A 22,044-nucleotide genomic window follows, 5' to 3' on the forward strand; every position below is an offset into this window, starting at 1 on the left:
CTGTATCAGCGCAGGGCGTTGAGGGTGGCGTTGTGAGGGATGCAGCGCTCGAAGTTGCAGCTCGCGTACTCACGGGGCAGTTGCCGCAACTGCTCCACGCGCCATGCCGCGGTGCCGTACAGCGCCAGCGTGGCCGCGCAGGTGATGAAAATCGCGAGGTATCTTCTTGTTCTGGTGCTCATGATCATGGCGTTGACCTCTGAACGAATACCCTTGGGTACTACTTTCAGCATAGGTCAGCGCCGTGGAGTTGCCAGCCGCGCGGCGAACGGGTTTACAAGCCGACATCCCATTGCGGGTTTTCGGGAAACCGCAGTACCAGGAAATCCAGCATGCTGCGCAGCGCCACCGGCATGTGTTTGCGCGAGGCGTAGACCGCATAGATGTTCATCCGCCGAGGCTCGGCGTGCGGCAGCAGGCGCACCAGTTCCCCGCTGTGAATATGTACGCCGGCCTGATAGGTCGGCAGCATCGCCACCCCGGCACCGGCCAGTGTCGCGCGCAGCAGGGTGCTGGCCTCATTGGCGCTGATGTTGCCCTGCACCGGCACCGACACCGGTTCGCCATCCTCTTCGAAATGCCACAGGCTCTTGCCGAAATAGGAATGGGTCAGGCAGTTGTGTCGGCTCAGATCTTCTACGCGCTGCGGCTGCGGGTGTTCCCGCAGATAGGCAGGTGCGGCGCAGACCACCGAGCGGCAGACGGTCAGGCGCCGGGCGATCAGGTTGGGATCGAGATCGTTGCTGGTGCGGATCGCCAGGTCGATGCGCTCGTCCACCAGATTCACCGTGCGATCGAGCATTTGCAGGTCGATGTTGACGCCCGGGTAGCGTTTGACGAACGCGGCCATGGCATCGGCCAGTTGTGCCTGGCCGAACGAGGTACTGACGCTGATCCGCAGCAAACCCCGTGGCGCATCGTCGGGTTCGCTGACGGCGGCCTGCATGTCGCTCGACAGTTCGAGCATCTGCCGGCAGCGCGGCAGGATCTCGTTGCCGGCGGCGGTCAGGCTCAGTTTGCGCGTGGTGCGGTGCATCAGGCGCGCGCCGACCCAGTCTTCCAGTTCCGCCAGATACCGCGACACCACTGGCCGCGACAGGTCCAGGTGATCGGCCGCCGCCGACTGGCTGCCCAGATCCACAACCGTGACAAACACCCGCATTGCTTGGAGACGATCCATGATTTGCCCGCTTTCAGAAACAAACTATGTTTAAGCATCGCATTTTTTGTAATGAGTCTGGCAACTAAGCTCTGTCCCATCGCCAAGCACGGCATACGAACAGCGGAGCAACCCATGATCGGCTTCACCACTCTCAAGCGCGTTTTACTGGCCACCGCCACCCTCGGTTTTGCTGCTCACGCGGCGGCTGCGAATCTGAGCCTCGATGTCTACAACCCAGGCACCAACGCAATCTTCCCGGTGACTTCGGTGTTGGTCAGCGGCGAGAAGGACGCGATCCTGGTGGACGCCCAGTTCGGCAAGTCCCAGGCCGAGCAAGTGGTGGAAAAGATCCGCGCCAGCGGCAAGCAACTGACCACGATCTACATCAGCCACGGTGACCCGGATTATTACTTCGGTCTCGACACCCTGACCAAGGCATTCCCGAATGCCAAGGTACTGGCTTCGCAGCCGACCGTTGATCACATCAAGCAAACCGTCGACGGCAAACTGGCGTTCTGGGGCCCGAAAATGGGCGCCGACGTGCCGGCCAAAACCATCGTGCCGGGCGTGCTCAAGGGCGACAGCCTGATGCTTGAAGGCCAGAAACTGCAGGTAGTCGGTTTGGAAGGCAAGCAACCGGATCGCAGCTTCGTGTGGATTCCTTCGTTGAAAGCCGTGGTCGGTGGTGTCGTTGTCGCCGAGAACATCCACGTGTGGATGGCCGATACCCAGACTGCACAATCCCACGCCGACTGGCTGGAAACCCTGCACTCGATCGAAACCCTGAAACCGAAAACCGTGGTGCCGGGTCACTACCTGGGTGACAGCGCCCGTTCACTGGCCGCCGTGAAGTTCACCGCCGACTACATCAAGGCGTTCGACGAAGAAACCGCCAAGGCCAAGGACTCTGCCGCGCTGATCGCCGCGATGAAAAAACGCTACCCGAAACTGGGCGAAGAAAGCTCGCTGGAGCTGAGCGCCAAAGTCGCCAAGGGCGAGATGAAGTGGTAACCCGATTCTGAAAAACGCAGCACTCTCAAGCCAACTGGAGAATGTCATGAGCAAGATCGCAATCATTGGTGCCACCGGCCGTGCCGGCAGCCAATTGCTGGAAGAAGCCCTGCGTCGCGGCCACAGCGTCACCGCCATCGCTCGGGATACCTCGAAGATCGGCGCCCGCGCCGGTGTGGTCAGCAAGAACGTAGACGTTTTGAATGCCGCCGCGCTGCAAGACGCCGTCGCCGGTCACGATGTGGTGATCAGCGCCGTGCATTTCGCCACGGTCCCGGCCAGCGCGCTGATCGGTCCGGTGAAACAGGCCGGGGTGAAACGTCTGCTGGTGGTCGGCGGTGCCGGTTCGCTGTTGCTGCCGGACGGCACCCGAGTGATCGACAGCGCCGGTTTCCCGGCCGAGTACAAGGCTGAGGCCAGCGCCGGTGCGGCGTTCCTTGATGCGCTGCGTCAGGAGAAGGAGCTGGACTGGACGTTCCTGTCGCCGTCGGCGCTGTTTGTCGAAGGCGAGCGCACCGGCAAATTCCGCGTCGGCAAGGATGACTTGCTGGTGAGCGCCGAAGGCCAGAGCTCGATCACCTTTGCCGACTACGCGATTGCGCTGATCGACGAAGTGGAAACGCCGAAGCATTCGCGTCAGCGGTTCACCGTCGGATATTAAGTACTGGATCGTTCCCACGCTCCGCGTGGGAACGCCTCACTGGACGCTCCGCGTCCGCTTCGGCATGGGACGCGGAGCGTCCCGGGCTGCATTCCCACGCGGAGCGTGGGAACGATCATCAGCGGGTATGAGCCTGCTCCACCAACCACCCCATCAATTCCTGCAACTTCGCCGAAGGCTCCGACGCCGGCGCCACGATGTAATAGCCCAATCCCGTCTTCACCTTCAGATCGAACGGCATTACCAGTCGCCCAGCGTTCAAGTCATCGCCGATCAACGACCAGTCGCCGATCGCCACCCCCGTCCCGTGGGACGCCATCGACATCGCCTGATCCAGGGTTTCGAAATGCTGACCGCTGCCGATGTTGTTCAATTGCAGTTCGGCGGCCTCCAGCCACAGCGTCCAGTCGTCATCGGTGTGCGTCGGGTGCAGCAGCAAGTGCTGTTGCAAGTCGGCCGGCGTGTGCAGGGCCGACGACCCCTTGAGCAGCCCCGGTGAACAGACCGGCGTCAGTTGTTCATCGAACAGGTGCAAGGTCGCGGGCGAGTCGTGGGGCGCGGTGCCATAGATCACCGCCGCGTCGAACTGCTCGCGATGAAAGTCCACCCCGTGCTGCAACGACGCCGTGAGTTTCACCGGCACGTCCGGGCGCTCGCGCTGCCATTGCAGCAGCCGTGGCAACAACCAGCGCATCACGCAGCTCGGCGCCTTGAGTTGCAGGGTTTCGCGCTTGGCACCGATCTGCTCCATCGAGTCGCCGATGAGGCTGAACACCTGCTGCACCCGTGGCAGCCATTCGCGACCTTCGGCCGTCAGTTCCAGGCCCCGGGCCAGGCGAATGAACAGCTCATAACCCAGATGTTCCTCCAGCCCGGCGATCTGCCGGCTCACCGCACCTTGAGTGATATGCAACTGCTCGGCGGCCCGGGTGAAGTTGCAGCACTGCGCGGTGATCAGAAACGTGTGCAGGGCGGGCAGGGGAGGCAGTCGTTTCATGTGGATCCAAGGTATGACGTGAGGACATGGCTAGTATGAGCTTTTATCGATTGTTGCGGCTACGGGTCGCCCGTTTCAATGAGGCCAATCACCGGTTCCCTTAAGGCCCGGTGCCTCAACGAACAAGAAGGGCAAAGACATGGCGACGTGTGGCGAAGTACTGGTCAAGTTACTCGAAGATTATGGGGTCGAGCAGGTGTTCGGCATTCCCGGGGTGCATACCGTGGAGCTGTATCGCGGGCTGGCCCGTTCGAGCATCAACCACGTCACCCCGCGTCACGAGCAGGGCGCCGGCTTCATGGCCGACGGCTACGCCCGCACCAGCGGCAAACCGGGCGTGTGCTTCATCATCACCGGCCCCGGCATGACCAACATCACCACCGCCATGGGCCAGGCGTACGCCGATTCGATCCCGATGCTGGTGATCTCCAGCGTGCAGTCGCGCAACCAATTGGGCGGTGGTCGCGGCAAGTTGCATGAACTGCCGAACCAGAGCGCACTGGTCGGCGGCGTGGCGGCGTTCTCCCACACGCTGATGTCGGCGTCCGAATTGCCGGGTGTGCTGGCCCGTGCGTTTGCGCTGTTCCAGGCCGGGCGTCCGCGTCCAGTGCACATCGAGATTCCGCTGGATGTGCTGGTCGAAGAAGCCGATGAGCTACTGACCAGCGTGCCGGTCAACATCGATCGCGCCGGTGCTGCGCCGGCCGCCGTTAGCCGCATGACTGAACTGCTGGCCGGCGCCCAGCGTCCGCTGATCCTCGCCGGGGGCGGCGCCATCGATGCCGCTGCCGAACTCACCGAACTGGCCGAATTGCTCGATGCGCCGGTGGCCCTGACCATCAACGCCAAAGGCATGTTGCCGTCCAATCATCCGCTGTTGATCGGTTCGACCCAGAGTCTGGTGGCGACCCGTGCTTTGGTGGCGGATGCCGACGTGGTACTGGCGATCGGCACCGAACTGGCGGAAACCGACTACGACGTCACCTTCGCGGGTGGTTTCGAGATCCCCGGCAAACTGCTGCGCGTCGATATCGATCCAGACCAGACCGTACGCAACTACCCGCCTCATGTGGCGCTGGTGGCTGACTCGCGCAACGCGGCGCAAGCATTGCTGAGCGCGTTGTCGCACAAGCCGCTGGCCGAGCGCCGCAACGACTGGGGTCAGGTGCGCGCCGCCCGTCTGCGTGAAGACCTGGCCGCGACCTGGGACGCCCCGACTCTGGCCCAGACCCGCTTCCTTGAAACCGTGCTGCACGAACTGCCGAACGCGGTGTTCGTCGGCGACTCCACGCAACCGGTGTACACCGGCAACCTCACGTTCAACCCGGAGCGTCCGCGCCGTTGGTTCAACTCGTCCACCGGTTACGGCACCCTCGGTTACGCCTTGCCGGCAGCGATTGGCGCCTGGCTCGGCGGCCCTCTGGAACACGGCGCACGTCCGCCAGTGGTGTGCCTGATCGGCGACGGCGGTCTGCAATTCACCCTGCCGGAACTGGCCAGCGCCGTGGAAGCACGCACCCCGGTGATCATCCTGTTGTGGAATAACCAGGGTTACGAAGAGATCAAGAAATACATGGTCAACCGCGCCATCGAACCGGTGGGCGTGGACATCTACACCCCGGATTTCATCGGTGTCGCCAAGGCCCTGGGTTGCGCGGCGGAAGCGATCAGCTCCGCCGAACACCTGCGCGGTGCCCTGCGCGCCGCCACCGATCGTCAGGGCCCGACCCTGATCGAAATCGACCAGACCCAATGGATGAAGGCGGTGGCCAAATGATGAATTTCCCGACCACACTCGACGGCCTGTACATCAACGGCCAATGGGCCGCCGGCCGCGAGCACCTGCGCGTGATCAACCCGGCCACTGAAGCGCTGCTGACCACGGTCAATGGCGGTGATGCAAACGCCGTCAACCAAGCGGTAACGGCCGCGACTGAAGCCTTCAAGGACTGGTCGAAAACCACCGGTGCCGAGCGCGGCGCGATCCTGCGCAACATCGCCAATGGCGTGCGCAACGGTCGTGATCACTTGATGAAATTGCAGTCGAGCAACAACGGCAAACCGCAGTTTGAAGCGGGCATCGATGTCGACGACGTGATCGCCACCTTCGAGTATTACGCCGAACTCGCCGAAGGCCTCGATGCGAAACAGGACAGCGATGTGCCGCTGCCGAGCGACGATTTCAGCGCACGTCTGCGCCGCGAGCCTTGCGGTGTGGTCGGGCTGATCGTGCCGTGGAATTTCCCGATGGTCACCACCGCGTGGAAACTCGCGCCAGCCCTGGCCGCCGGTTGCTGCGTGGTGCTCAAACCTTCGGAAGTCACGCCGCTGCCGGAACTGGAACTGGCAGCGATCATCGCCGAATCCGGTCTGCCCAAAGGCGTGTTCAACCTGGTGTGCGGCACCGGCCTGGCGGTCGGTGCGCCGCTGTCGGCGGACCCGCGCATCGCCAAGGTTTCCTTCACCGGCAGTAACGCCGTGGGTGTGCAAGTGATGCAGCGCGCCGCGGAAACCGTAAAGGGCGTGAGCCTGGAACTGGGCGGCAAGTCCTCGCTGCTGATCCTGGAAGATGCCGACCTGGATCTGGCGGTGGAGCTGGCCTGCGGCGGTGGTTTCTTCAACGCCGGGCAGATGTGCTCGGCCACCAGCCGGGTGCTGGTCGCCGATGAACTGGCCGATGAATTCCTGATTCGTCTGAAGGCCCGCGCGGAAAAAATCCGTGTGGCCGACCCGTTCGATCCAGAAGTCGAGATGGGCGCGCTGGTCAATCAGGCGCAGTACCAGCGAGTGCTCGGTCACATTGACCGTGGCCTGAGCGCCGGTGCCAAGCTGATCTGTGGCGGCAATCGCCCGGCGGATCTGCCGCGTGGATATTTCTTGCAACCGACGATCTTCACCGAAGTGCCCCTCGACAGTGCGCTGTGGTGTGAAGAAATCTTCGGCCCGGTGATATGCGTGCGCAGTTTCGCTTCGGAAGCCGAGGCGATTGCCCTGGCCAACGACAGCCAGTTCGGTCTGGTGGCCAGCGTGGTCACGCGCAATGCCGAGACCGCAGATCGGGTCGCCAACGCCTTGCAGGCGGGGCTGGTGTGGCTCAACGCACCGCAGGTGATCTTCCCGCAGACGGCGTGGGGCGGCTACAAACAGAGCAGCATCGGTCGCGAACTGGGGCCGTGGGGCCTGGCGGCATTCCAGGAAATCAAGCACGTGATCCGCGCACTCTGAATGCCCGAAAAAGGTCAGCGCATGCCTCGCAACGAGGCATGCGCCGGCGTCATGGCTCCAATGAGTTTTTATCGATAGTCAGGTGTTTTGCACGACCTCAGGATGAACCCGCTGATCACGTTCAAGCCCTTTGAAATCGGGGCTTGAGCGGTTCCGATCACGCACGGCAAGGGTTGCGGTCAATCTCATACTTACAAGAATAATGGGAGTCCTAAATGGGCGAGCACGATCTGAACAGGCGTCAATTCATCAAAACCGTCGGCGTGGCCTCGGTGGCTGCGGCGGCCATGAGCATGCCCTTCATCCGGGCCAGTGCCAGCGACACCCGCTTTGCCGGCAAGACCCTGCGCCTGCTGACCTGGTCCGATGACACGGGTCTGGCCGCACTGCGCAACATCGCTGCAACGTTCGAAGCCAAGACCGGCGCCAAAGTGATTGCCGACCGCACCGGCAGCACCTCGGAAATGGTCGCCAAACTCAAGGCCGGCGGTGACCGTCCGCAGTACGACATCATCACTCTGGCCGGCGTTGGAGCTGAAGGTCTGGCCGCTGCCGGGCTGTTGGAAAAGCCCGATCTCAACCGCATTCCCAACCTGATCGATGTCCCGGAAAAATACCGCACCGGAGCCAACGGTCACGGCATCGGTTACCTGCTGTGGTGCAACAGTCTGGTCTACAGCACCCGCACCCAGAAAGAAGCGCCGGACAGTTACGCCGCGCTATGGGACGCCGATCTGGCACCGAACATTTTCCTGCCGCCGCCGAACTGGACCGAAGCGATGGACCTGATCATCATCGCCGCCAAACTGGCCGGTGGTGACGAGCACAACATCGAGCCGGGCTTCAAGAAACTCGCGGAGTTGAAAGACCGCGTGGTGACCCTGGGCGAAAACCCCAACCAGATTGCCGAGCTGTTTCGCACCGGTTCCCTGGACATGGGCGGCCTGTATGCCCCGGCGTTTTTCCCCAAGCAGATCCGCGACCCGAACTACGGCCTCGGCGCCACGTTCGGCATGAAAGAAGGTTTCTACACCGACCTGATGCTCTCGGTGATGCCGAAGAACCGTCCGGGCGACACCGACCTGGCCTACGCCTTCATCGATCACTCCCTCGACCCGCTGGTGCAGGGCAAGATGGCCGAAGACATTTTCAACGGCCCGGTCAACGCCAAGGCGATCATCTCCGCCGAAGCGCGCAAGAGCCCGTTCATCCTCACGCCGGAGCAGATCGCGGAGAAGGCGATCATGCACGACAACGCCTTCCTGGCGACCGTGCATGACCAGTGGATTCGTCGCTACACGGAAATCTTTTCTTCCTGACGCCGACCTTCCGGGGCACCGCATGATCGGGGTGCCCGGGAGATTCGTTTTCCATTGACGAGATCATTGCTATGGAACATCAATCCCTGACCCAACCGGTCGGCGCGGGTGACGTGCGCCCGGCGCGCAGTGTTTCGCCGACTGCACGGGCGTGGTTTTTCCTCACGCCGTCGATGCTGTTTCTCGGCGTGCTGATTGCCGCCAGCCTTTTGGTGTTGCGCATGAGCGTCGGCACCAAGGGCGCGGAGTGGTCCGGTTTCAGCCTGGCCAGTTACGCTCAGTTGCTCGAACCCTACTACCTCAAATCGTTGCTGCTGACCTTGCGTCTGGCGCTGATCAGCGCGGTGATCGCGGTGGTGCTGGCGATCCCGGTGGCGTACACCATGTCGCGTCTGACCTCGCCGTTCGTGCGACGGATTTTCCTCGCGGCGGTGCTGTTGCCGTTGCTGGTCAACCTGCTGCTGCAAAGCTACGGCTGGCTGGTGATCCTCGGCCCCGGCGGCATGCTCAACCAGACGCTGATGGGCCTCGGTCTGATCAAACGCCCGATCATGTTGCTGTACAACCAGAACGGCGTATTGATGGGTCTGGTGCAGACCGCGTTCCCGCTCGCTGTGCTGCCGATTGCCAGCGCCATGCGCGGTGTCGCCCGCAGCTACGAAGATGCTGCCGCGACGCTTGGCGCCAGTCGTTTCCAAGTGTTCCGTCAGGTGGTGTTGCCGATGAGTCTGCCAGGGATCATCACCGGCGCGACCCTGGTATTCGCCTACAACGCCAGCAGTTTCGTGGTGCCGCTGTTGCTCGGTGGCCGTCGCGTGCCGATGCTCGCGGTGATGGTGCATGACCAGATCGCCCCGCTGATGAACTGGCCTGCCGCATCCGCCGCTGGCGTGGTGCTGATTGTCACCACCTTGGCGATCATGACCTTGTCCGAATACATCACCGGCCGCCGTCGCCGTCTGCTGGAGGCTTCGCAATGAGTGCCCTGATCAAGAAGCGTCAGTCGCTGCTGCCGGGCGACACCGGCAAGTTCGCCGGCATTCTTTCCGGGATCATTTTGTTCCTGGCAGTGTTGCCGATCCTGACCATGATCGTGATGTCGTTCAGCGGTGCGTCGAACCTCGACTTCCCGCCGAGCAGTTACAGCCTGCAGTGGTACAAGGCCGCGTGGCACACCTTTGTGTCGCCGGACGCCAGCGATGTGCTGAGCCTCGGTCAGGCGATGGGCACCAGTTTGCTGGTGGCGTGCCTGACGATGATTTTCGCCACGCTGATCGCGGTGCCGGCAGCTTACGCGCTGACCCGTTGCGAGTTCCGTGGCAAGGGCGTGGCGCTGCAATTGATGTCGCTGCCGCTGGTGTTTCCGATGGTGGTGTTGGGGCTGGCCTTGCTGCTGGTGTTCGACAGCCTGCCATTCCACATGACCACCTCGCGACTGGTGATCGCCCACGTGATTCTGGCGCTGCCGTTCGTGGTGAAGAACTGCACGGCGGCCATGCTTTCGATCGGCAGCGAAGTCGAAGAGGCCGCGCAGATGCTCGGCGCCTCGCCGTTGCGGGCCATCGTCGATGTGGTGGTGCCGTTGATGAAGTCGGGGATTCTGGCGGGGATGCTGCTGGCGTTCATCGTCTCGTTCAACGAATTCACCGTGACCTATTTCCTCTACACCATCGACGTCATGACCGTGCCGATCTGGATGTACAGCCGCACCGTGTCATCGCTCGACCCTACCGTGTTCTCGTTTGCCGTGCTGATCGTGCTGATCGACTTCGTCCTGATCTGGGCGCTGGAGAAGCTGGTGGGCGAGGGCGGCGTTTCCTTTTGATTGTGAGGTGCAACATGACTGGACTGATTCTGGAAAACGTCGAGAAACACTACGGCTCGGCCTGCGCGGTAAAAGACGTCAACCTGCATTTGCCCGAGGGCAAACTGGTGTGCTTCCTCGGCCCGTCGGGCTGCGGCAAGACCACGTTGCTGCGAATGATCGCCGGGCTGGAAACCCTTACCGGCGGCGAGATCCGCCTGGACGGCGAGGACATCGGCCACACCCCGGCGCACCTGCGCAACTTCGGCATGGTGTTCCAGTCGCTGGCGCTGTTCCCGCACATGACCGTGGGCGAGAACATCGCCTATCCGCTGAAACTGCGCGGTGTGAGCAAGGCTGATCAACAGGCGCGGGTGGTGGAGTTGCTGGAGCTGATCCAGCTGCAACCGATGATCGATCGTCCGGTGGCGAAACTCTCCGGCGGTCAGCGTCAGCGGGTGGCGATTGCCCGGGCGATTGCCTCGCACCCGAAAATCCTTTTGCTCGACGAACCGCTGTCGGCGCTGGATGCCAAGCTGCGTGAGTCGATGCAGGTGGAAATCCGCCAGTTGCAACAACGCCTGAACATCACCACCATCATGGTTACCCACGATCAACGCGAGGCCATGACCATGGCTGACATCGTGGTGGTGCTGGGCGAGCATCGCGTGCAGCAGGTGGGTACGCCGATCGAAATCTACCGCCATCCGGCCAACGAGTTCGTCGCGGACTTCATCGGCTCCGGCAATATCTTCCCGGCCACCGCGCTAGGCGATGGCAAGGTCGTGCTGCCGGGCGGCGATGCCCTGCAAGTGCCGATCTGCAGCAGCATCGTGGTCGGACAGAAAGTGAAAATGCTGATCCGTCCCGAAGACCTGCAACTGTCGGCGCCCCAGGCCACGGCGGGCAATCGTCTGCTGGGCAAGGTGACGTTTGTGCGGGATATCGGCGCGACGATCGAGACTACGGTGGAGTGTTCCGGGGTGACGTTTACGGCGCTGAGCACGCCGTGTCAGGGCATCGGGTTGGGGATCGGGCATCCGGTGTCGGTGACGTTGCCGAGTGAGGCGTGTCGGGTGTTGGGCGCTTAATACTGGCTTGGCCCCGCCCCCTCACCCCAGCCCTCTCCCCGAGGGAGAGGGAGCCGACCGAGTTGTCTTGCGCTGTCCGTCGACCAGAGAGATCGAGTCGATTATGGATTCGAGCCAGTAGATCCACTTAATTCTGGATTCAAATCCGATCGTTCAGGTCGGTGTGCTTCGTGAATATTCCTCGGTCAGTCCCCTCTCCCTCCGGGAGAGGGTTAGGGTGAGGGGGCTTTTGAACTCACACCGAAAGCCGCAACCGCGCCAGATCCCTCAACGGCGGCGCCCCAAACAACCGGCTGTACTCGCGGCTGAACTGCGAAGGGCTTTCATATCCCACGCGATACCCGGCGGCAGAAGCCTCCAGCCCCTCAGCCAACATCAACCGCCGCGCCTCTTGCAGGCGCAGTTGCTTCTGATACTGCAACGGACTCATCGCCGTCATCGCCTTGAAACGGTGATGCAGGGTCGAGACGCTGAGGTTCACTTCCTTCGCCAGATCATCAATGCGCAGCGGTTGTTCGAAGTTGCCGTTGAGCCATTTGATCGCCTGGCTGATGCGATGGCTCTGGCTGTTGGCGATGGCGATTTCGTACAGCCGATGGCCCTGCGGGCTGCGCAACAGGCGATAGAGAATCTCCCGGCGAATCAGCGGCGCGAGCATGGCGATGTCTTTCGGCGTGTCGAGCAGGCGGGCCAGACGCAGCACCGCATCGAGCATCGCGCTGTCGATCTTTTCCACATACAGACCGCGCCCGGTCGGCCGGGTCGGCACGCCCATGGGCCCGGCGTCGGCGATCAGCGCGGTGATTTCCGCCGGGTCGATGTCCAGGCGCACGGCGAGGATCGGTTCCAGAGGCGAAACATTCACCACCCGACCGCTCAACGGCATCGAAACCGAGACCACCAGGTAATTCAGCGGGTCGTAATTGAAGTACTCGTCCGCCAGCCGCACCTCTTTGCGCCCCTGGGCCATGATGCACAGCGCCGGTTGCGCGAGCACCGGGGCGAAGTCATGGGATTGGGTGTGGCGCGACATGAACAGCGAGCCGACGGCGGTGGCATAACTGCCATCTTCGGATGTGTTGCGGCGGATGATGGCCGCCAGTTCCGCGCGCTGCTTTTCCATGTCGGCATCGGGCGGCGCCTGAAAACGATCGAATGACGTCATGCACAGCCTCCTCGGCAAGGGATGGAATGGGAGCAGAGCATAAGTTTGTGCAAGCGCAAGCGGTAGACACATCCTGCGAAATGCTTGCCTGATCCTGCATGGCGTTGTGTGCCTGCCCAGACATGACAGGGCGCATCCCGGCAAACTTGCTCGAAACCGGTGTGACAGGACGGTGACAGCAATTCACGATCTGTTACAGGTCTGAAAGACAGTCTCGCAGGATTGTGCAACGCGACGGCAGGAATAGACTAACGGCGAACGCTGCCCGGCCCTTAACCTTGGATCCTGTCGCAGCCCGTCCCCGGCTGCCACGCGACTCCCTGGGAGGGTTGAACATGTCCAAGCAGATTCCCGTCAGTCATATGGCCTTCGTTCGAGCGCGCGCCGGGCGCTCGGCGGAACTCGGCATGCGCCTGAGCGCGCTGATCGAACCGTCCCGTGCCGCCGCCGGTTGCCTGAGCTTTTCCTTGCAGCATTCGCAGTGTGATCCGGAGTTGTGGCTGGTTTCCGGTTTCTGGAATAACCAGCAATCGATGACCGCTTATTTCAGCAGCCCGTCGATGGAGGTTTTTGCCGAGCTGGTGCAGGACCTGGTGGTCAACAGCCTGGATTTCCACACGTTTAAAGACGTGTCGGCGGCGCAGGCGCTGGGTCAAAGTTGCGCGCCGATACACAAACTCGCCGGTTGAGGGTTTAATGGCCAGCCTATTTGACTGAGCCAGGACCTGCGACATGGCACGTAAAGAGTTCGAACACTTCGAAGCGGTTTCCGCTGTAGTCCCCGTCGAGTTGGGCAGCAACAAGGGTTATCACGCGGCAATCGCGGTCAAGGCCCTGGTCGACGGCGGTGCGCCACGCTTTCACAAACTGTTGAATGACCAGGTCTTCCCTGGTGCCATTGCCGCCGATGAAGCGGCCATCAATGAGCTGGACAAGCTCAAGGGCGTCACTGATGACGCCGAGCTGATCTGGTAACCGCGTTTACTTGACGGCGCCCGGGCGCCACATCTTGAACAATGCTTCCGGCCCCAGCTGGAAGTAGTCCGCCGGCCCGCCGCCCCGCAGAATCGGTTCTGCGGCGGCGGTGTCGTAGATCCCGTCCTTCAACAGCCATTTGGCGATGTGCACGGCGACCACTTCGCCGAGCACCAGCCAGCTCGGCACCGTCTCGCCGTCGGCCCGCTGCAACTGAATGATCTGCGTGACCTTGCACTCGAAGGACACCGGGCTTTCGGCCACACGCGGCACGGCAATCACCTTCGACGCCACCGGCGTCAGCCCCGCCAGTTCGAACTCGTTGACCTCGGGCGCGACGGCTGCGCAGCTCTGGTTCATCTGCTCGGCCAGCGGCCGGGTCGCGAGGTTCCAGACGAACTCACCGGTCTGCTCGATGTTGTTCAGGCTGTCTTTGCGCCCGACGCTGGAGAACCCGATGATCGGCGGAATGTAGTTGAACGCGTTGAAAAAGCTGTAAGGCGCCAGGTTCAGCCGGCCCTCGGCATCCTGCGAAGAAATCCAGCCGATAGGACGCGGACCGACGATCGCGTTGAACGGATCGTGGGGCAGGCCGTGGCCGTTGGCCGGTTCGTAGAAATGGATGTCATCGGGCATGGCGGGGTGTTCCTGAAGGCTTTTATAAGCGGCCAATAGTGCAAGTCCGATCCGCGAAGATCAAATGCCGACCTTTGGAAATGAACAAGCCCGGCAATGGCCGGGCTTTGGTGTTTGCATTGCGCCGATCAGCTAATGGCTGCGGCAGTACCGGTTTTATCGAAACCGTCAGCAGCGATGGCAGCGGCGGTGCCGGTTTTATCGAAGCCGTCGGCAGCGATGGCAGCAGCAGTGCCAGTCTTGTCGAAGCCATCGGCAGCAACGGCTTTGCCGACGTTGGTTTTATCGAAACCATCGGCAGCGTAGGCGCCCGAGTGGCTGGTTTCGATGGCGGCGCTGGCGCCGGAAATGAAATCGGCGGATTTGGTTTTGTCCGAGCCATCGGCGGCGAAGGTGTTGGCGGCCAGTACGGACAAGGTCAGGGCGAGGATCAGTTTGGTTTTCATGGTCGTTCTCCAGATTCGAAATTCGTTGGCGATGTGTTTCGCATGGGGTTCATGCTACGCCAACTAAATTGATTAAAAAGCGCAAAATAATGCTAAAAGCAATCGATTAACTTGATATTAAGGGCGACGCATTCAATTCGCTTTCGTCGTCGGAGCGAGCGTCGCGCAGGTCATCGATCAGGTAGGTGCAGGATGCAGCAGGGGCATTAACCGGTGATTAATCGCTGCTTTTGGCTTGTGTGACAGATTTTTCATACATTCCCGACCGGTTTTTCACCCTCGTAACGCCAGTCTGCCGGCGGCCAGAAAACCAAGAACCGGCCGTCACACACTGGAGCTTTACCTGCAATGAACAAACTGCCTCAAATCACCCTGGCCTTCTGGGTCATGAAAATCTGCGCGACGACCCTGGGGGAAACCGCGGGGGATTTGCTGTCGATGACCCTGAATGTCGGCTACGCCATGAGCTCGCTGATCCTGATCAGCGTGTTCGTCCTGACGTTGATCACGCAACTGATGTCCAAGACTTACAAGCCGCTGCTGTACTGGATCGTGATCCTGTCGACCAGCACCGCCGGCACCACCATGTCCGACTTCATGGACCGCACGCTGGAGCTGGGTTACGCCACAGGTTCCATGATCCTGATCGCGATCCTGCTGGCGATCTTCGCGGCGTGGCGCCTGAGCGGCGATTCGCTCAACGTCACCAAGGTGCAGAGCTTTCGCGGCGAGATGTTCTACTGGATGGCGATCCTGTTCTCCAACACCCTGGGCACCGCGCTCGGCGATTACCTGGCGGACGATTCGGGCCTGGGCTTCGCTGGTGGCGCGCTGTTGATCGGCTCGGCGATTGCGGTGGTGGTACTGCTCAAGTACTTCACCAAGATCTCGTCGGTGGCGCTGTTCTGGGTGGCGTTCGTGCTGACCCGGCCGTTTGGCGCGACCCTGGGCGACTTGATGACCAAGTCCCATGAGAAGGGCGGACTGGACTTCGGCACCATCGGTTCGTCGGCGGTGCTGGCGGGGATTCTGTTGGTGATGATCGTGGGCGCGTCTTATGCGCAGAAGCGCTATGGCGGCAAACAGGGCGTTGCCGAGTTGTCCTGATCGGGAAATCGGACAGGTAAGAAACGCGCGAAGGTCTTGCACCTTCGCGCGTTTTTTTTGCGATCAGTCAGTGACGATCCGCGAATGTTTCTGGGTGTCTTTCATGGTGATGTACACCAGCAGGGACACCGCGATGCACGCAGTCACGTACCAGTAGTAACCGGTTTCCATGCCGATACTCTTGAACCACAGCGCGATGTATTCGGCGGTGCCGCCGAAGATCGACACGGTCAGTGCGTACGGCAGGCCGACGCCCAGGGCGCGGATTTCGGTCGGGAACAGCTCGGCCTTCACCACGGCGTTGATCGAGGTGTAGCCGCTGACGATGATCAGCGCCGCCATGATCAGGAAGAACGCGCCCCACCAGGTCTGGATGGTGTGCAGGGTCATCAGGATCGGCACAGTGAAGATCGTACCGAGCACGCCGAAGGCGATCAGGATCGGACGACGACCGATCTTGTCGGACAGGCCGCCGATGATCGGTTGCAGGCACATGAACAGGAACAGCGTCGCTGCGGAAATGGTGGTGGAGTCGGAGATGCTCATGCCGACGGTGTTCACCAGGTATTTCTGCATGTAGGTGGTGTAGGTGTAGAACGCCAGCGTACCGCCCATGGTCAGGCCGACCACGGTGAGCAGTTCTTTCGGATGGCGCATCAAGGTGCGCATGGCGCTTTCCTTGGACTTCTCTTTCTTGGTGAACGACTCGGTTTCTTCCATGCCACGACGCAGGTACAGCGCAACGATTGCGCACAGCGCGCCGATGGCGAACGGGATACGCCAGCCCCAGGCGTACAGCTGTTCAGTGGTCAGCATGTTCTGCAGCACGATCAACACGCCCAGCGCGATGAGCTGGCCCGAGATCAGGGTCACATACTGGAAGCTTGAGAAGAAGCCGCGACGTTCCTTGGTCGCCATCTCCGACAGGTAAGTCGCGGAAGTGCCGTACTCGCCACCGACCGACAGGCCTTGCAGCAGACGGGCGAAGACCAGCAGGATCGGCGCGCCGATGCCGATGGTTTCGTAGTTCGGGCTGAGGGCGATCAGCAGGGAGCCAAAGCACATCAGGTACACCGAGGCCATCAGTGCCTTTTTACGTCCGACCTTGTCGGCGTACAGGCCCATCAGCCAGCCACCGATCGGGCGCATCAGAAAGCCCACGGCGAAGATCGCGGCGGTGTTCATCAATTGGGCGGTGGTGGAACCGGCGGGGAAGAAGGTCTTGGCGAAGTACAGCGAGAAGGCGGCATAGACGTACCAGTCGTACCACTCGACCATGTTGCCGACGGAACCGCTGAAGATCGACTTGATGCGACTGGCGGTGGTTCGTTCTTTGACCGGCACGGCAGCCGACCCAAGAGGCAGGGCGTTGGAGTTATCCATTGAAGGATCCTTCGTTTAATTGTTTTTGTGGAGCGCGTTGAAACGCAGCCTGCGAGGGCTATAGCAGGAGCTGTGCCAACGGGGGGAGGGCCGGTTTAGAGGGGGTAGGGGGAGTCGTTGAGCGGGTTTTTGCCGATGATCAGGAATGAATGAGCGGATTTCCGCTCATTCAGGTACGAACATTTCCCGGGTCAGACCATGGCGCTGCATCTTTTCATTGAAGGTGCGGCGTGGCAGTTGCAGTTCTTCAAGTACGGCTTTCACATCGCCCTTGTGCCGGGTCAACGCCGCCCGCAAACACTGCGCCTCAAACGCCTCTTGCTGCGCCGCCAGTGACTGGCCGGGATCGATGCCCTGCACCGGTTCATCCAGCCCCAGCACCTGCCGTTCGGCGACATTCGCCAGTTCCCGCACATTACCCGGCCAGTCATGACTCAGCAGGTGGCTCAATTGCGCGCCACTGAGCGGCGGGAAGGTCCGGCCCAAGCGTTGGGCAGCGCTCTGGGCGAAGGATTCGAACAACAACGGAATGTCTTCCCGACGATCACGCAACGGCGGCAGGCGCAATTCGGCGACGTTCAGGCGATACGCCAGGTCCTCGCGAAAACGCCCGGCCCGCGCTTCATCCAGCAAATCGGGTTTGGTCGCCGCGACGATCCGCAAGTCCACGCGAATACTCTGGTTCGACCCCAGCCGCTCCAGCTTCTGTTCCTGCAACACCCGCAGCAGTTTTACCTGCTGGGCCAGCGGCATGCTTTCGATCTCATCGAGAAACAGCGTGCCGCCATCGGCGTATTCCAGCTTGCCGATGCGCTTGCCGGAGGCCCCGGTGAACGCGCCGCTCTCATGCCCGAACAACTCGGCTTCGAACAACTGCTCGGGGATCGCCGCGCAGTTCAGCGCCACGAACGGTTTGTCGGCGCGCGGGCCGAAGTCGTGCAGGCAGCGGGCGACCAGTTCCTTGCCGCTGCCGGTCTCGCCACGGATCAGCACGTTGACCGGCAGCGTCGCCAGATCCAGCACCTGTCGGCGCAAGGTCTGCAAGCCACGGGATACACCGAGCAACGTCGCATCCAGTTTGGCGCGGTTGTCGGCCTGTTCGTGCAGGGCACGGTTTTCCAGCACCAGCCGACGCTTGTCCAGCGCCCGGCGCAGGCTGCCGAGCAAGGTTTCCGGGCTGAAGGGCTTTTCCAGAAAGTCGTAGGCGCCGTCGCGCATGGCTTCGACCGCCATCGGCACGTCGCCGTGGCCGGTGAGCAGAATCACCGGCAGGTCGGCGTCCCGGCGCTGCACCTCGGCCAGCAGTTCAAGACCGCTGAGGCCAGGCATGCGCACGTCGCTGACAATCACCCCGGCAAAATGCGCGGGCAGCGCCGCCAGGCATTCCTCGGCGCGGCTGAACAGTTGCACCTCGAACCCGGACAGGCTCAGCCACTGTTCGACGGCACTGCGAATGCTGCTTTCGTCATCGACCACCATCACCGCATTGAGCATCAGATGTGCGCCTCCAGATCGATCGGCAGGGTCAGGCTGAACACTGCGCCGTTGTCGCCATTGTCGGCGCTCAGGCGCCCGCCGGATTCGTGGACGATGGCAAACGACACCGCCAGCCCCAGACCGAGGCCGTCACCCACCGGTTTTGTGGTGAAGAACGGATCGAACACCTGGCCCAGATGCTCTTCGGCAATGCCGCCGCCATTGTCGATGACGCTCAGGCGCCACAGTTGCTCGTCGGCTTCCAGACGGATTTCCAGACGCTTGCAAGGTTTGCCTTGCATAGCGTCGAGGGCGTTGCGCAGCAGGTTGATCAGCACTTGTTCGAGGCGGATCGCATCGCCGCGCACCCAGGCCGGACGGGTCAGATGCAGCACAAGGCTGACCTGTTCGTCGCGCATTCTTGCGTCCAGCAACTGCAGGGCCTGATCGACCACCGTCGCCAGATCCAGCCGCTCGCGCAAACCGCTGGGGCTCTTGCGGGCGAAGGTTTTCAAATGACCGGTCAGGGCCGCCATGCGCGTGAGCATTTCATCGACCGGTTTGAGCGCCTTGTAGGCGTCATCGACGCGGCCATGATCGAGCAGCAGGCGCAAGGTCGCCAGTTGCATGCGCTGAGCGGTCAGCGGCTGATTGATTTCGTGGGCCAGCGCGGCGGACATCTGCCCGAGTGCCGCCAGTTTGGCCGACTGCACCAGACCGTCCTGGGCGGTACGCAAGTCGCGGGTACGTTCTTCGACCAGTTGCTCAAGCTCTTCGCGGCTACGCTGGCGCATCTTCGCCAGGCGCCAGCGCTGGTTGAGGAACAACAACAGGAACACCAGCGCCAGCCACACCCCGGCAGCGGCGAGTCCGGCATTGCGCTGGTCTTCGAAGGACAGTTGCGGGCGTCGCAGCAGGTGCAGGGTCCAGCCTTCGGCGGTCAGCGGCAGCGATTCCCACAGGTAATCCGCTGTGCCTTGCGGGCCTTCGACACGGCGCAGGTCACTGTTGTCGTCGAAGCGACGCAGCGACAGATGAGTCAGCGGCACCAGCGACTGTTTGTCGTATTGGCGGGTGGCCTTGATCTCTTTGTAATCGGCCGGGCTCAGCGGGTGCAGGAGGCGATAGCGCCAGTCGGGCTGGTTGGCGATGAAAATGATCCCGCGTGCATCACTGACCAGCAGGGTGTCGCTGCCCTGGCTCCATTCGCGTTCAAGTTCCGGGAATTCGAGCTTGACCACCATCGCCCCGAGGAACTCGCCGTTGTCGCCGAGCACCGCGCTGGACAGGAAATAACCGGGAATCCCGCTGGTCACGCCGACTGCGTAGAAACGCCCGGTGCCCTGGGTGCGGGTCTGGCTGAAGTAGGGGCGAAAGCCGTAGTTGTGACCGACGTAGCTGCTGGGCAGACGCCAATTGCTGGCCGCCACCGCGAGGCCGGTGTGATCGAGCAGTTCCAGCGTCGAGGACTGCGCCGCGCCGTTGATCTTTTCCAGTTTCAGATTCAGCGCCGCTTGCTGTTCGGCATTCACGGGACCGGCCAGTGCCGCACGCAATTGCGGATCCAGTGCGAGCACGGCGGGCAGGGCGCGGTAGCGGTCGATCAGTGTGTGCAAAGAATTGGCGTACAGTGCCAACTGCTGATTGGCCCGCGCCGCGTCCTCTTCCAATGCCTGGCGTTCGGCATGGCGGATCGCAAGCGTTGCAGCAAGGGCGGCACCGGCGATGATCAGCAGGGTATACAACGACAGACGCAGGGTACGGGAAGTCGGCAGCATGCTGGGGCAAACGGATGGCAGGACGGGCGGGCACGATACCATGCAGATGTGTAGGCGGGGTTCCTGTTCATAGATGCGATGAGCGTGCCGTATTTTTTTGCAGATACCGAACTGGAGGTATCGACAATTGCGCTCGAAAAAACCTCCCCTGCATTATTGTGCGAATTTTATACATTCAAAAAAAAGGCCGGCTATCCACTTGGATGAGCCGGCCGTTTTTATAAGGCAAATAGCTTACTGCACTTCCACCGCAAGGCTCTCGCTGATCTTCTGTTGCCAGATCGCAGGACCGGTGATGTGGACCGATTCACCTTTGCTGTCCACCGCAACGGTGACCGGCATGTCCTTGACCTCGAACTCGTAGATCGCTTCCATGCCCAGCTCGGCGAACGCCAGTACCTTGGACTTCTTGATCGCTTGCGCTACCAGATAAGCGGCGCCGCCGACGGCCATCAGGTACACAGCCTTGTTGTCCTTGATCGCTTCGATCGCAGTCGGGCCGCGCTCGGATTTGCCGATCATGCCCAACAGGCCGGTCTGCTCGAGGATCTGACGGGTGAACTTGTCCATCCGCGTGGCGGTGGTCGGGCCAGCCGGGCCAACCACTTCGTCACCGACCGGATCAACCGGGCCGACGTAGTAGATGAAGCGACCTTTGAGGTCCACCGGCAGGGTTTCGCCCTTGTTCAGCATCTCGACCATGCGCTTGTGCGCGGCGTCGCGACCGGTGAGCATCTTGCCGTTGAGCAGGACGGTTTCGCCCGGCTTCCAGCTCTGCACGTCTTCCGGGGTCAGGGTGTCGAGGTTGACACGACGGGCCGACGGACCTGCTTCCCAGACGATTTCCGGGTAGGCGTCCAGCGGTGGCGCTTCCAGGGTCGCCGGGCCGGAGCCATCCAATACGAAGTGGGCGTGACGGGTGGCGGCGCAGTTCGGGATCATGCACACCGGCAGCGAGGCGGCGTGGGTCGGGTAATCCATGATCTTCACGTCGAGCACGGTGGTCAGGCCACCGAGGCCCTGGGCGCCGATGCCCAGTTGGTTGACCTTCTCGAACAGCTCCAGACGCATTTCTTCGATGCGGTTCTGCGGGCCACGGGCTTTCAGCTCGTGAATGTCGATGGACTCCATCAACACTTCTTTCGCCATGACGGCGGCTTTCTCGGCGGTGCCGCCGATGCCGATGCCCAGCATGCCCGGTGGGCACCAGCCGGCGCCCATGGTCGGAACGGTCTTCAGCACCCAGTCGACGATCGAGTCGGACGGGTTGAGCATGGCCATTTTCGACTTGTTCTCGGAACCGCCGCCCTTGGCCGCTACGTCCACCTCCACGGTGTTGCCCGGGACGATGGAGTAGTGGATGACCGCCGGGGTGTTGTCCTTGGTGTTTTTACGAGCGCCCGCCGGGTCGGCGAGGATCGAGGCACGCAGGACGTTTTCCGGCAGGTTGTAGGCGCGGCGCACGCCTTCGTTGATCATGTCGTCCAGGCTCATGGTCGCGCCATCCCAACGCACGTCCATGCCCACACGCACGAACACGGTCACGATACCGGTGTCCTGGCAGATCGGCCGGTGGCCGGTGGCGCACATGCGCGAGTTGATCAGGATCTGCGCCATCGAGTCACGGGCCGCTGGCGATTCTTCGCGCAGGTAGGCTTCGTGCATCGCCTGGATGAAGTCCACGGGGTGGTAGTAGGAAATGAATTGCAGGGCGTCGGCAACGCTCTGAATCAGGTCGTCTTGCTTGATCACGGTCATGAGTCGCGCTCCTCTAAAAGACGGGAACATTCAATAAGGTGCCTGCGGCT

At 61.9% G+C, this 22,044-nt stretch carries 21 protein-coding genes; 11 read left to right on the forward strand and 10 right to left on the reverse strand.

Annotated features, from left to right (window positions below; translation table 11 throughout):
- Positions 1 to 5 precede the first annotated feature (5 nt).
- Together AC1RR7_RS17100 and AC1RR7_RS17105 are read right to left on the reverse strand one after the other, a co-directional pair.
- Positions 6 to 233: a hypothetical protein gene (locus tag AC1RR7_RS17100; RefSeq protein ID WP_085730216.1), complete on the reverse strand. Its 228-nt coding sequence runs from the start codon at positions 231 to 233 to the stop codon at positions 6 to 8.
- A 41-nt stretch (positions 234 to 274) separates the two neighbouring features.
- Entirely contained in the window at positions 275 to 1,180 is a 906-nt protein-coding gene (locus AC1RR7_RS17105; protein ID WP_096818391.1) for a LysR family transcriptional regulator, read from the reverse strand.
- Between the two features lie 114 nt (positions 1,181 to 1,294).
- Between AC1RR7_RS17105 and AC1RR7_RS17110 the strand changes: the two genes are divergently transcribed.
- Positions 1,295 to 2,173, forward strand: a complete 879-nt coding sequence (locus tag AC1RR7_RS17110; protein ID WP_096818389.1) for an MBL fold metallo-hydrolase — start codon at positions 1,295 to 1,297, stop codon at positions 2,171 to 2,173.
- A gap of 46 nt (positions 2,174 to 2,219) precedes the next feature.
- Positions 2,220 to 2,834: an NAD(P)-dependent oxidoreductase gene (locus tag AC1RR7_RS17115; RefSeq protein ID WP_493158044.1), complete on the forward strand. Its 615-nt coding sequence runs from the start codon at positions 2,220 to 2,222 to the stop codon at positions 2,832 to 2,834.
- A 118-nt stretch (positions 2,835 to 2,952) separates the two neighbouring features.
- Here AC1RR7_RS17115 and AC1RR7_RS17120 read toward each other — a convergent pair whose 3' ends face one another.
- The gene (locus AC1RR7_RS17120; RefSeq protein WP_493158045.1) at positions 2,953 to 3,831 is read right to left on the reverse strand and encodes a LysR substrate-binding domain-containing protein; all 879 of its coding nucleotides are present in this window, start codon (positions 3,829 to 3,831) and stop codon (positions 2,953 to 2,955) included.
- Between the two features lie 139 nt (positions 3,832 to 3,970).
- Between AC1RR7_RS17120 and AC1RR7_RS17125 the strand changes: the two genes are divergently transcribed.
- The 6 genes from AC1RR7_RS17125 (at position 3,971) to AC1RR7_RS17150 (ending at position 11,270) form a co-directional block, all read left to right on the forward strand.
- Positions 3,971 to 5,608 carry a 5-guanidino-2-oxopentanoate decarboxylase gene (locus tag AC1RR7_RS17125; RefSeq protein ID WP_493158046.1) on the forward strand — a complete coding sequence of 546 codons (1,638 nt, stop codon included), beginning with the start codon at positions 3,971 to 3,973 and terminating at the stop codon, positions 5,606 to 5,608.
- Entirely contained in the window at positions 5,608 to 7,056 is a 1,449-nt protein-coding gene (locus tag AC1RR7_RS17130; RefSeq protein WP_493158113.1) for an aldehyde dehydrogenase family protein, read from the forward strand. The genes AC1RR7_RS17125 and AC1RR7_RS17130 overlap by 1 nt, the downstream gene beginning before the upstream one ends.
- Before the next feature lie 215 nt (positions 7,057 to 7,271).
- A complete protein-coding gene (locus tag AC1RR7_RS17135) occupies positions 7,272 to 8,375 on the forward strand; it encodes an ABC transporter substrate-binding protein (protein ID WP_011335694.1) in 1,104 nt (367 codons plus the stop codon).
- Between the two features lie 71 nt (positions 8,376 to 8,446).
- Complete coding sequence (locus AC1RR7_RS17140) at positions 8,447 to 9,355, forward strand: ABC transporter permease (RefSeq protein WP_493158047.1); 909 nt, start codon at positions 8,447 to 8,449, stop codon at positions 9,353 to 9,355.
- Entirely contained in the window at positions 9,352 to 10,200 is an 849-nt protein-coding gene (locus AC1RR7_RS17145; RefSeq protein WP_064599073.1) for an ABC transporter permease, read from the forward strand. Before AC1RR7_RS17140 ends, AC1RR7_RS17145 begins: the two co-directional genes overlap by 4 nt.
- Before the next feature lie 14 nt (positions 10,201 to 10,214).
- A complete protein-coding gene (locus tag AC1RR7_RS17150) occupies positions 10,215 to 11,270 on the forward strand; it encodes an ABC transporter ATP-binding protein (RefSeq protein WP_108563115.1) in 1,056 nt (351 codons plus the stop codon).
- Between the two features lie 235 nt (positions 11,271 to 11,505).
- Here the strand turns inward: AC1RR7_RS17150 and AC1RR7_RS17155 are convergent, their stop codons facing one another.
- Positions 11,506 to 12,435: an AraC family transcriptional regulator gene (locus AC1RR7_RS17155; protein ID WP_493066018.1), complete on the reverse strand. Its 930-nt coding sequence runs from the start codon at positions 12,433 to 12,435 to the stop codon at positions 11,506 to 11,508.
- Between the two features lie 335 nt (positions 12,436 to 12,770).
- Between AC1RR7_RS17155 and AC1RR7_RS17160 the strand changes: the two genes are divergently transcribed.
- The gene (locus tag AC1RR7_RS17160) at positions 12,771 to 13,124 is read left to right on the forward strand and encodes a putative quinol monooxygenase (protein ID WP_085709576.1); all 354 of its coding nucleotides are present in this window, start codon (positions 12,771 to 12,773) and stop codon (positions 13,122 to 13,124) included.
- A gap of 43 nt (positions 13,125 to 13,167) precedes the next feature.
- Positions 13,168 to 13,410, forward strand: a complete 243-nt coding sequence (locus AC1RR7_RS17165; protein WP_096818378.1) for a hypothetical protein — start codon at positions 13,168 to 13,170, stop codon at positions 13,408 to 13,410.
- Positions 13,411 to 13,416: 6 nt separating this feature from the next.
- Here AC1RR7_RS17165 and AC1RR7_RS17170 read toward each other — a convergent pair whose 3' ends face one another.
- Together AC1RR7_RS17170 and AC1RR7_RS17175 are read right to left on the reverse strand one after the other, a co-directional pair.
- Positions 13,417 to 14,046 (reverse strand): flavin reductase family protein, encoded by a 630-nt coding sequence (locus AC1RR7_RS17170; protein WP_085709577.1) that lies wholly within the window; start codon positions 14,044 to 14,046, stop codon positions 13,417 to 13,419.
- Positions 14,047 to 14,174: 128 nt separating this feature from the next.
- The gene (locus AC1RR7_RS17175; RefSeq protein ID WP_085730226.1) at positions 14,175 to 14,492 is read right to left on the reverse strand and encodes a hypothetical protein; all 318 of its coding nucleotides are present in this window, start codon (positions 14,490 to 14,492) and stop codon (positions 14,175 to 14,177) included.
- A gap of 348 nt (positions 14,493 to 14,840) precedes the next feature.
- On the opposite strand from AC1RR7_RS17175, the gene AC1RR7_RS17180 reads away from it, so the two are divergent.
- Entirely contained in the window at positions 14,841 to 15,599 is a 759-nt protein-coding gene (locus AC1RR7_RS17180) for a COG4705 family protein (protein WP_096818374.1), read from the forward strand.
- 63 nt (positions 15,600 to 15,662) lie between these two features.
- Here AC1RR7_RS17180 and AC1RR7_RS17185 read toward each other — a convergent pair whose 3' ends face one another.
- The 4 genes from AC1RR7_RS17185 to AC1RR7_RS17200 form a co-directional block, all read right to left on the reverse strand.
- Entirely contained in the window at positions 15,663 to 16,982 is a 1,320-nt protein-coding gene (locus AC1RR7_RS17185; protein WP_096818372.1) for an MFS transporter, read from the reverse strand.
- Between the two features lie 165 nt (positions 16,983 to 17,147).
- The gene (locus tag AC1RR7_RS17190; protein WP_192558854.1) at positions 17,148 to 18,476 is read right to left on the reverse strand and encodes a sigma-54-dependent transcriptional regulator; all 1,329 of its coding nucleotides are present in this window, start codon (positions 18,474 to 18,476) and stop codon (positions 17,148 to 17,150) included.
- Positions 18,476 to 20,236: a sensor histidine kinase gene (locus tag AC1RR7_RS17195; RefSeq protein WP_493158048.1), complete on the reverse strand. Its 1,761-nt coding sequence runs from the start codon at positions 20,234 to 20,236 to the stop codon at positions 18,476 to 18,478. Before AC1RR7_RS17195 ends, AC1RR7_RS17190 begins: the two co-directional genes overlap by 1 nt.
- Positions 20,237 to 20,470: 234 nt before the next feature.
- The gene (locus AC1RR7_RS17200) at positions 20,471 to 21,994 is read right to left on the reverse strand and encodes a fumarate hydratase (RefSeq protein ID WP_096818362.1); all 1,524 of its coding nucleotides are present in this window, start codon (positions 21,992 to 21,994) and stop codon (positions 20,471 to 20,473) included.
- Positions 21,995 to 22,044: the final 50 nt, after the last annotated feature.

It is taken from the genome of Pseudomonas sp. GW821-FHT11G12 (assembly GCF_058808055.1).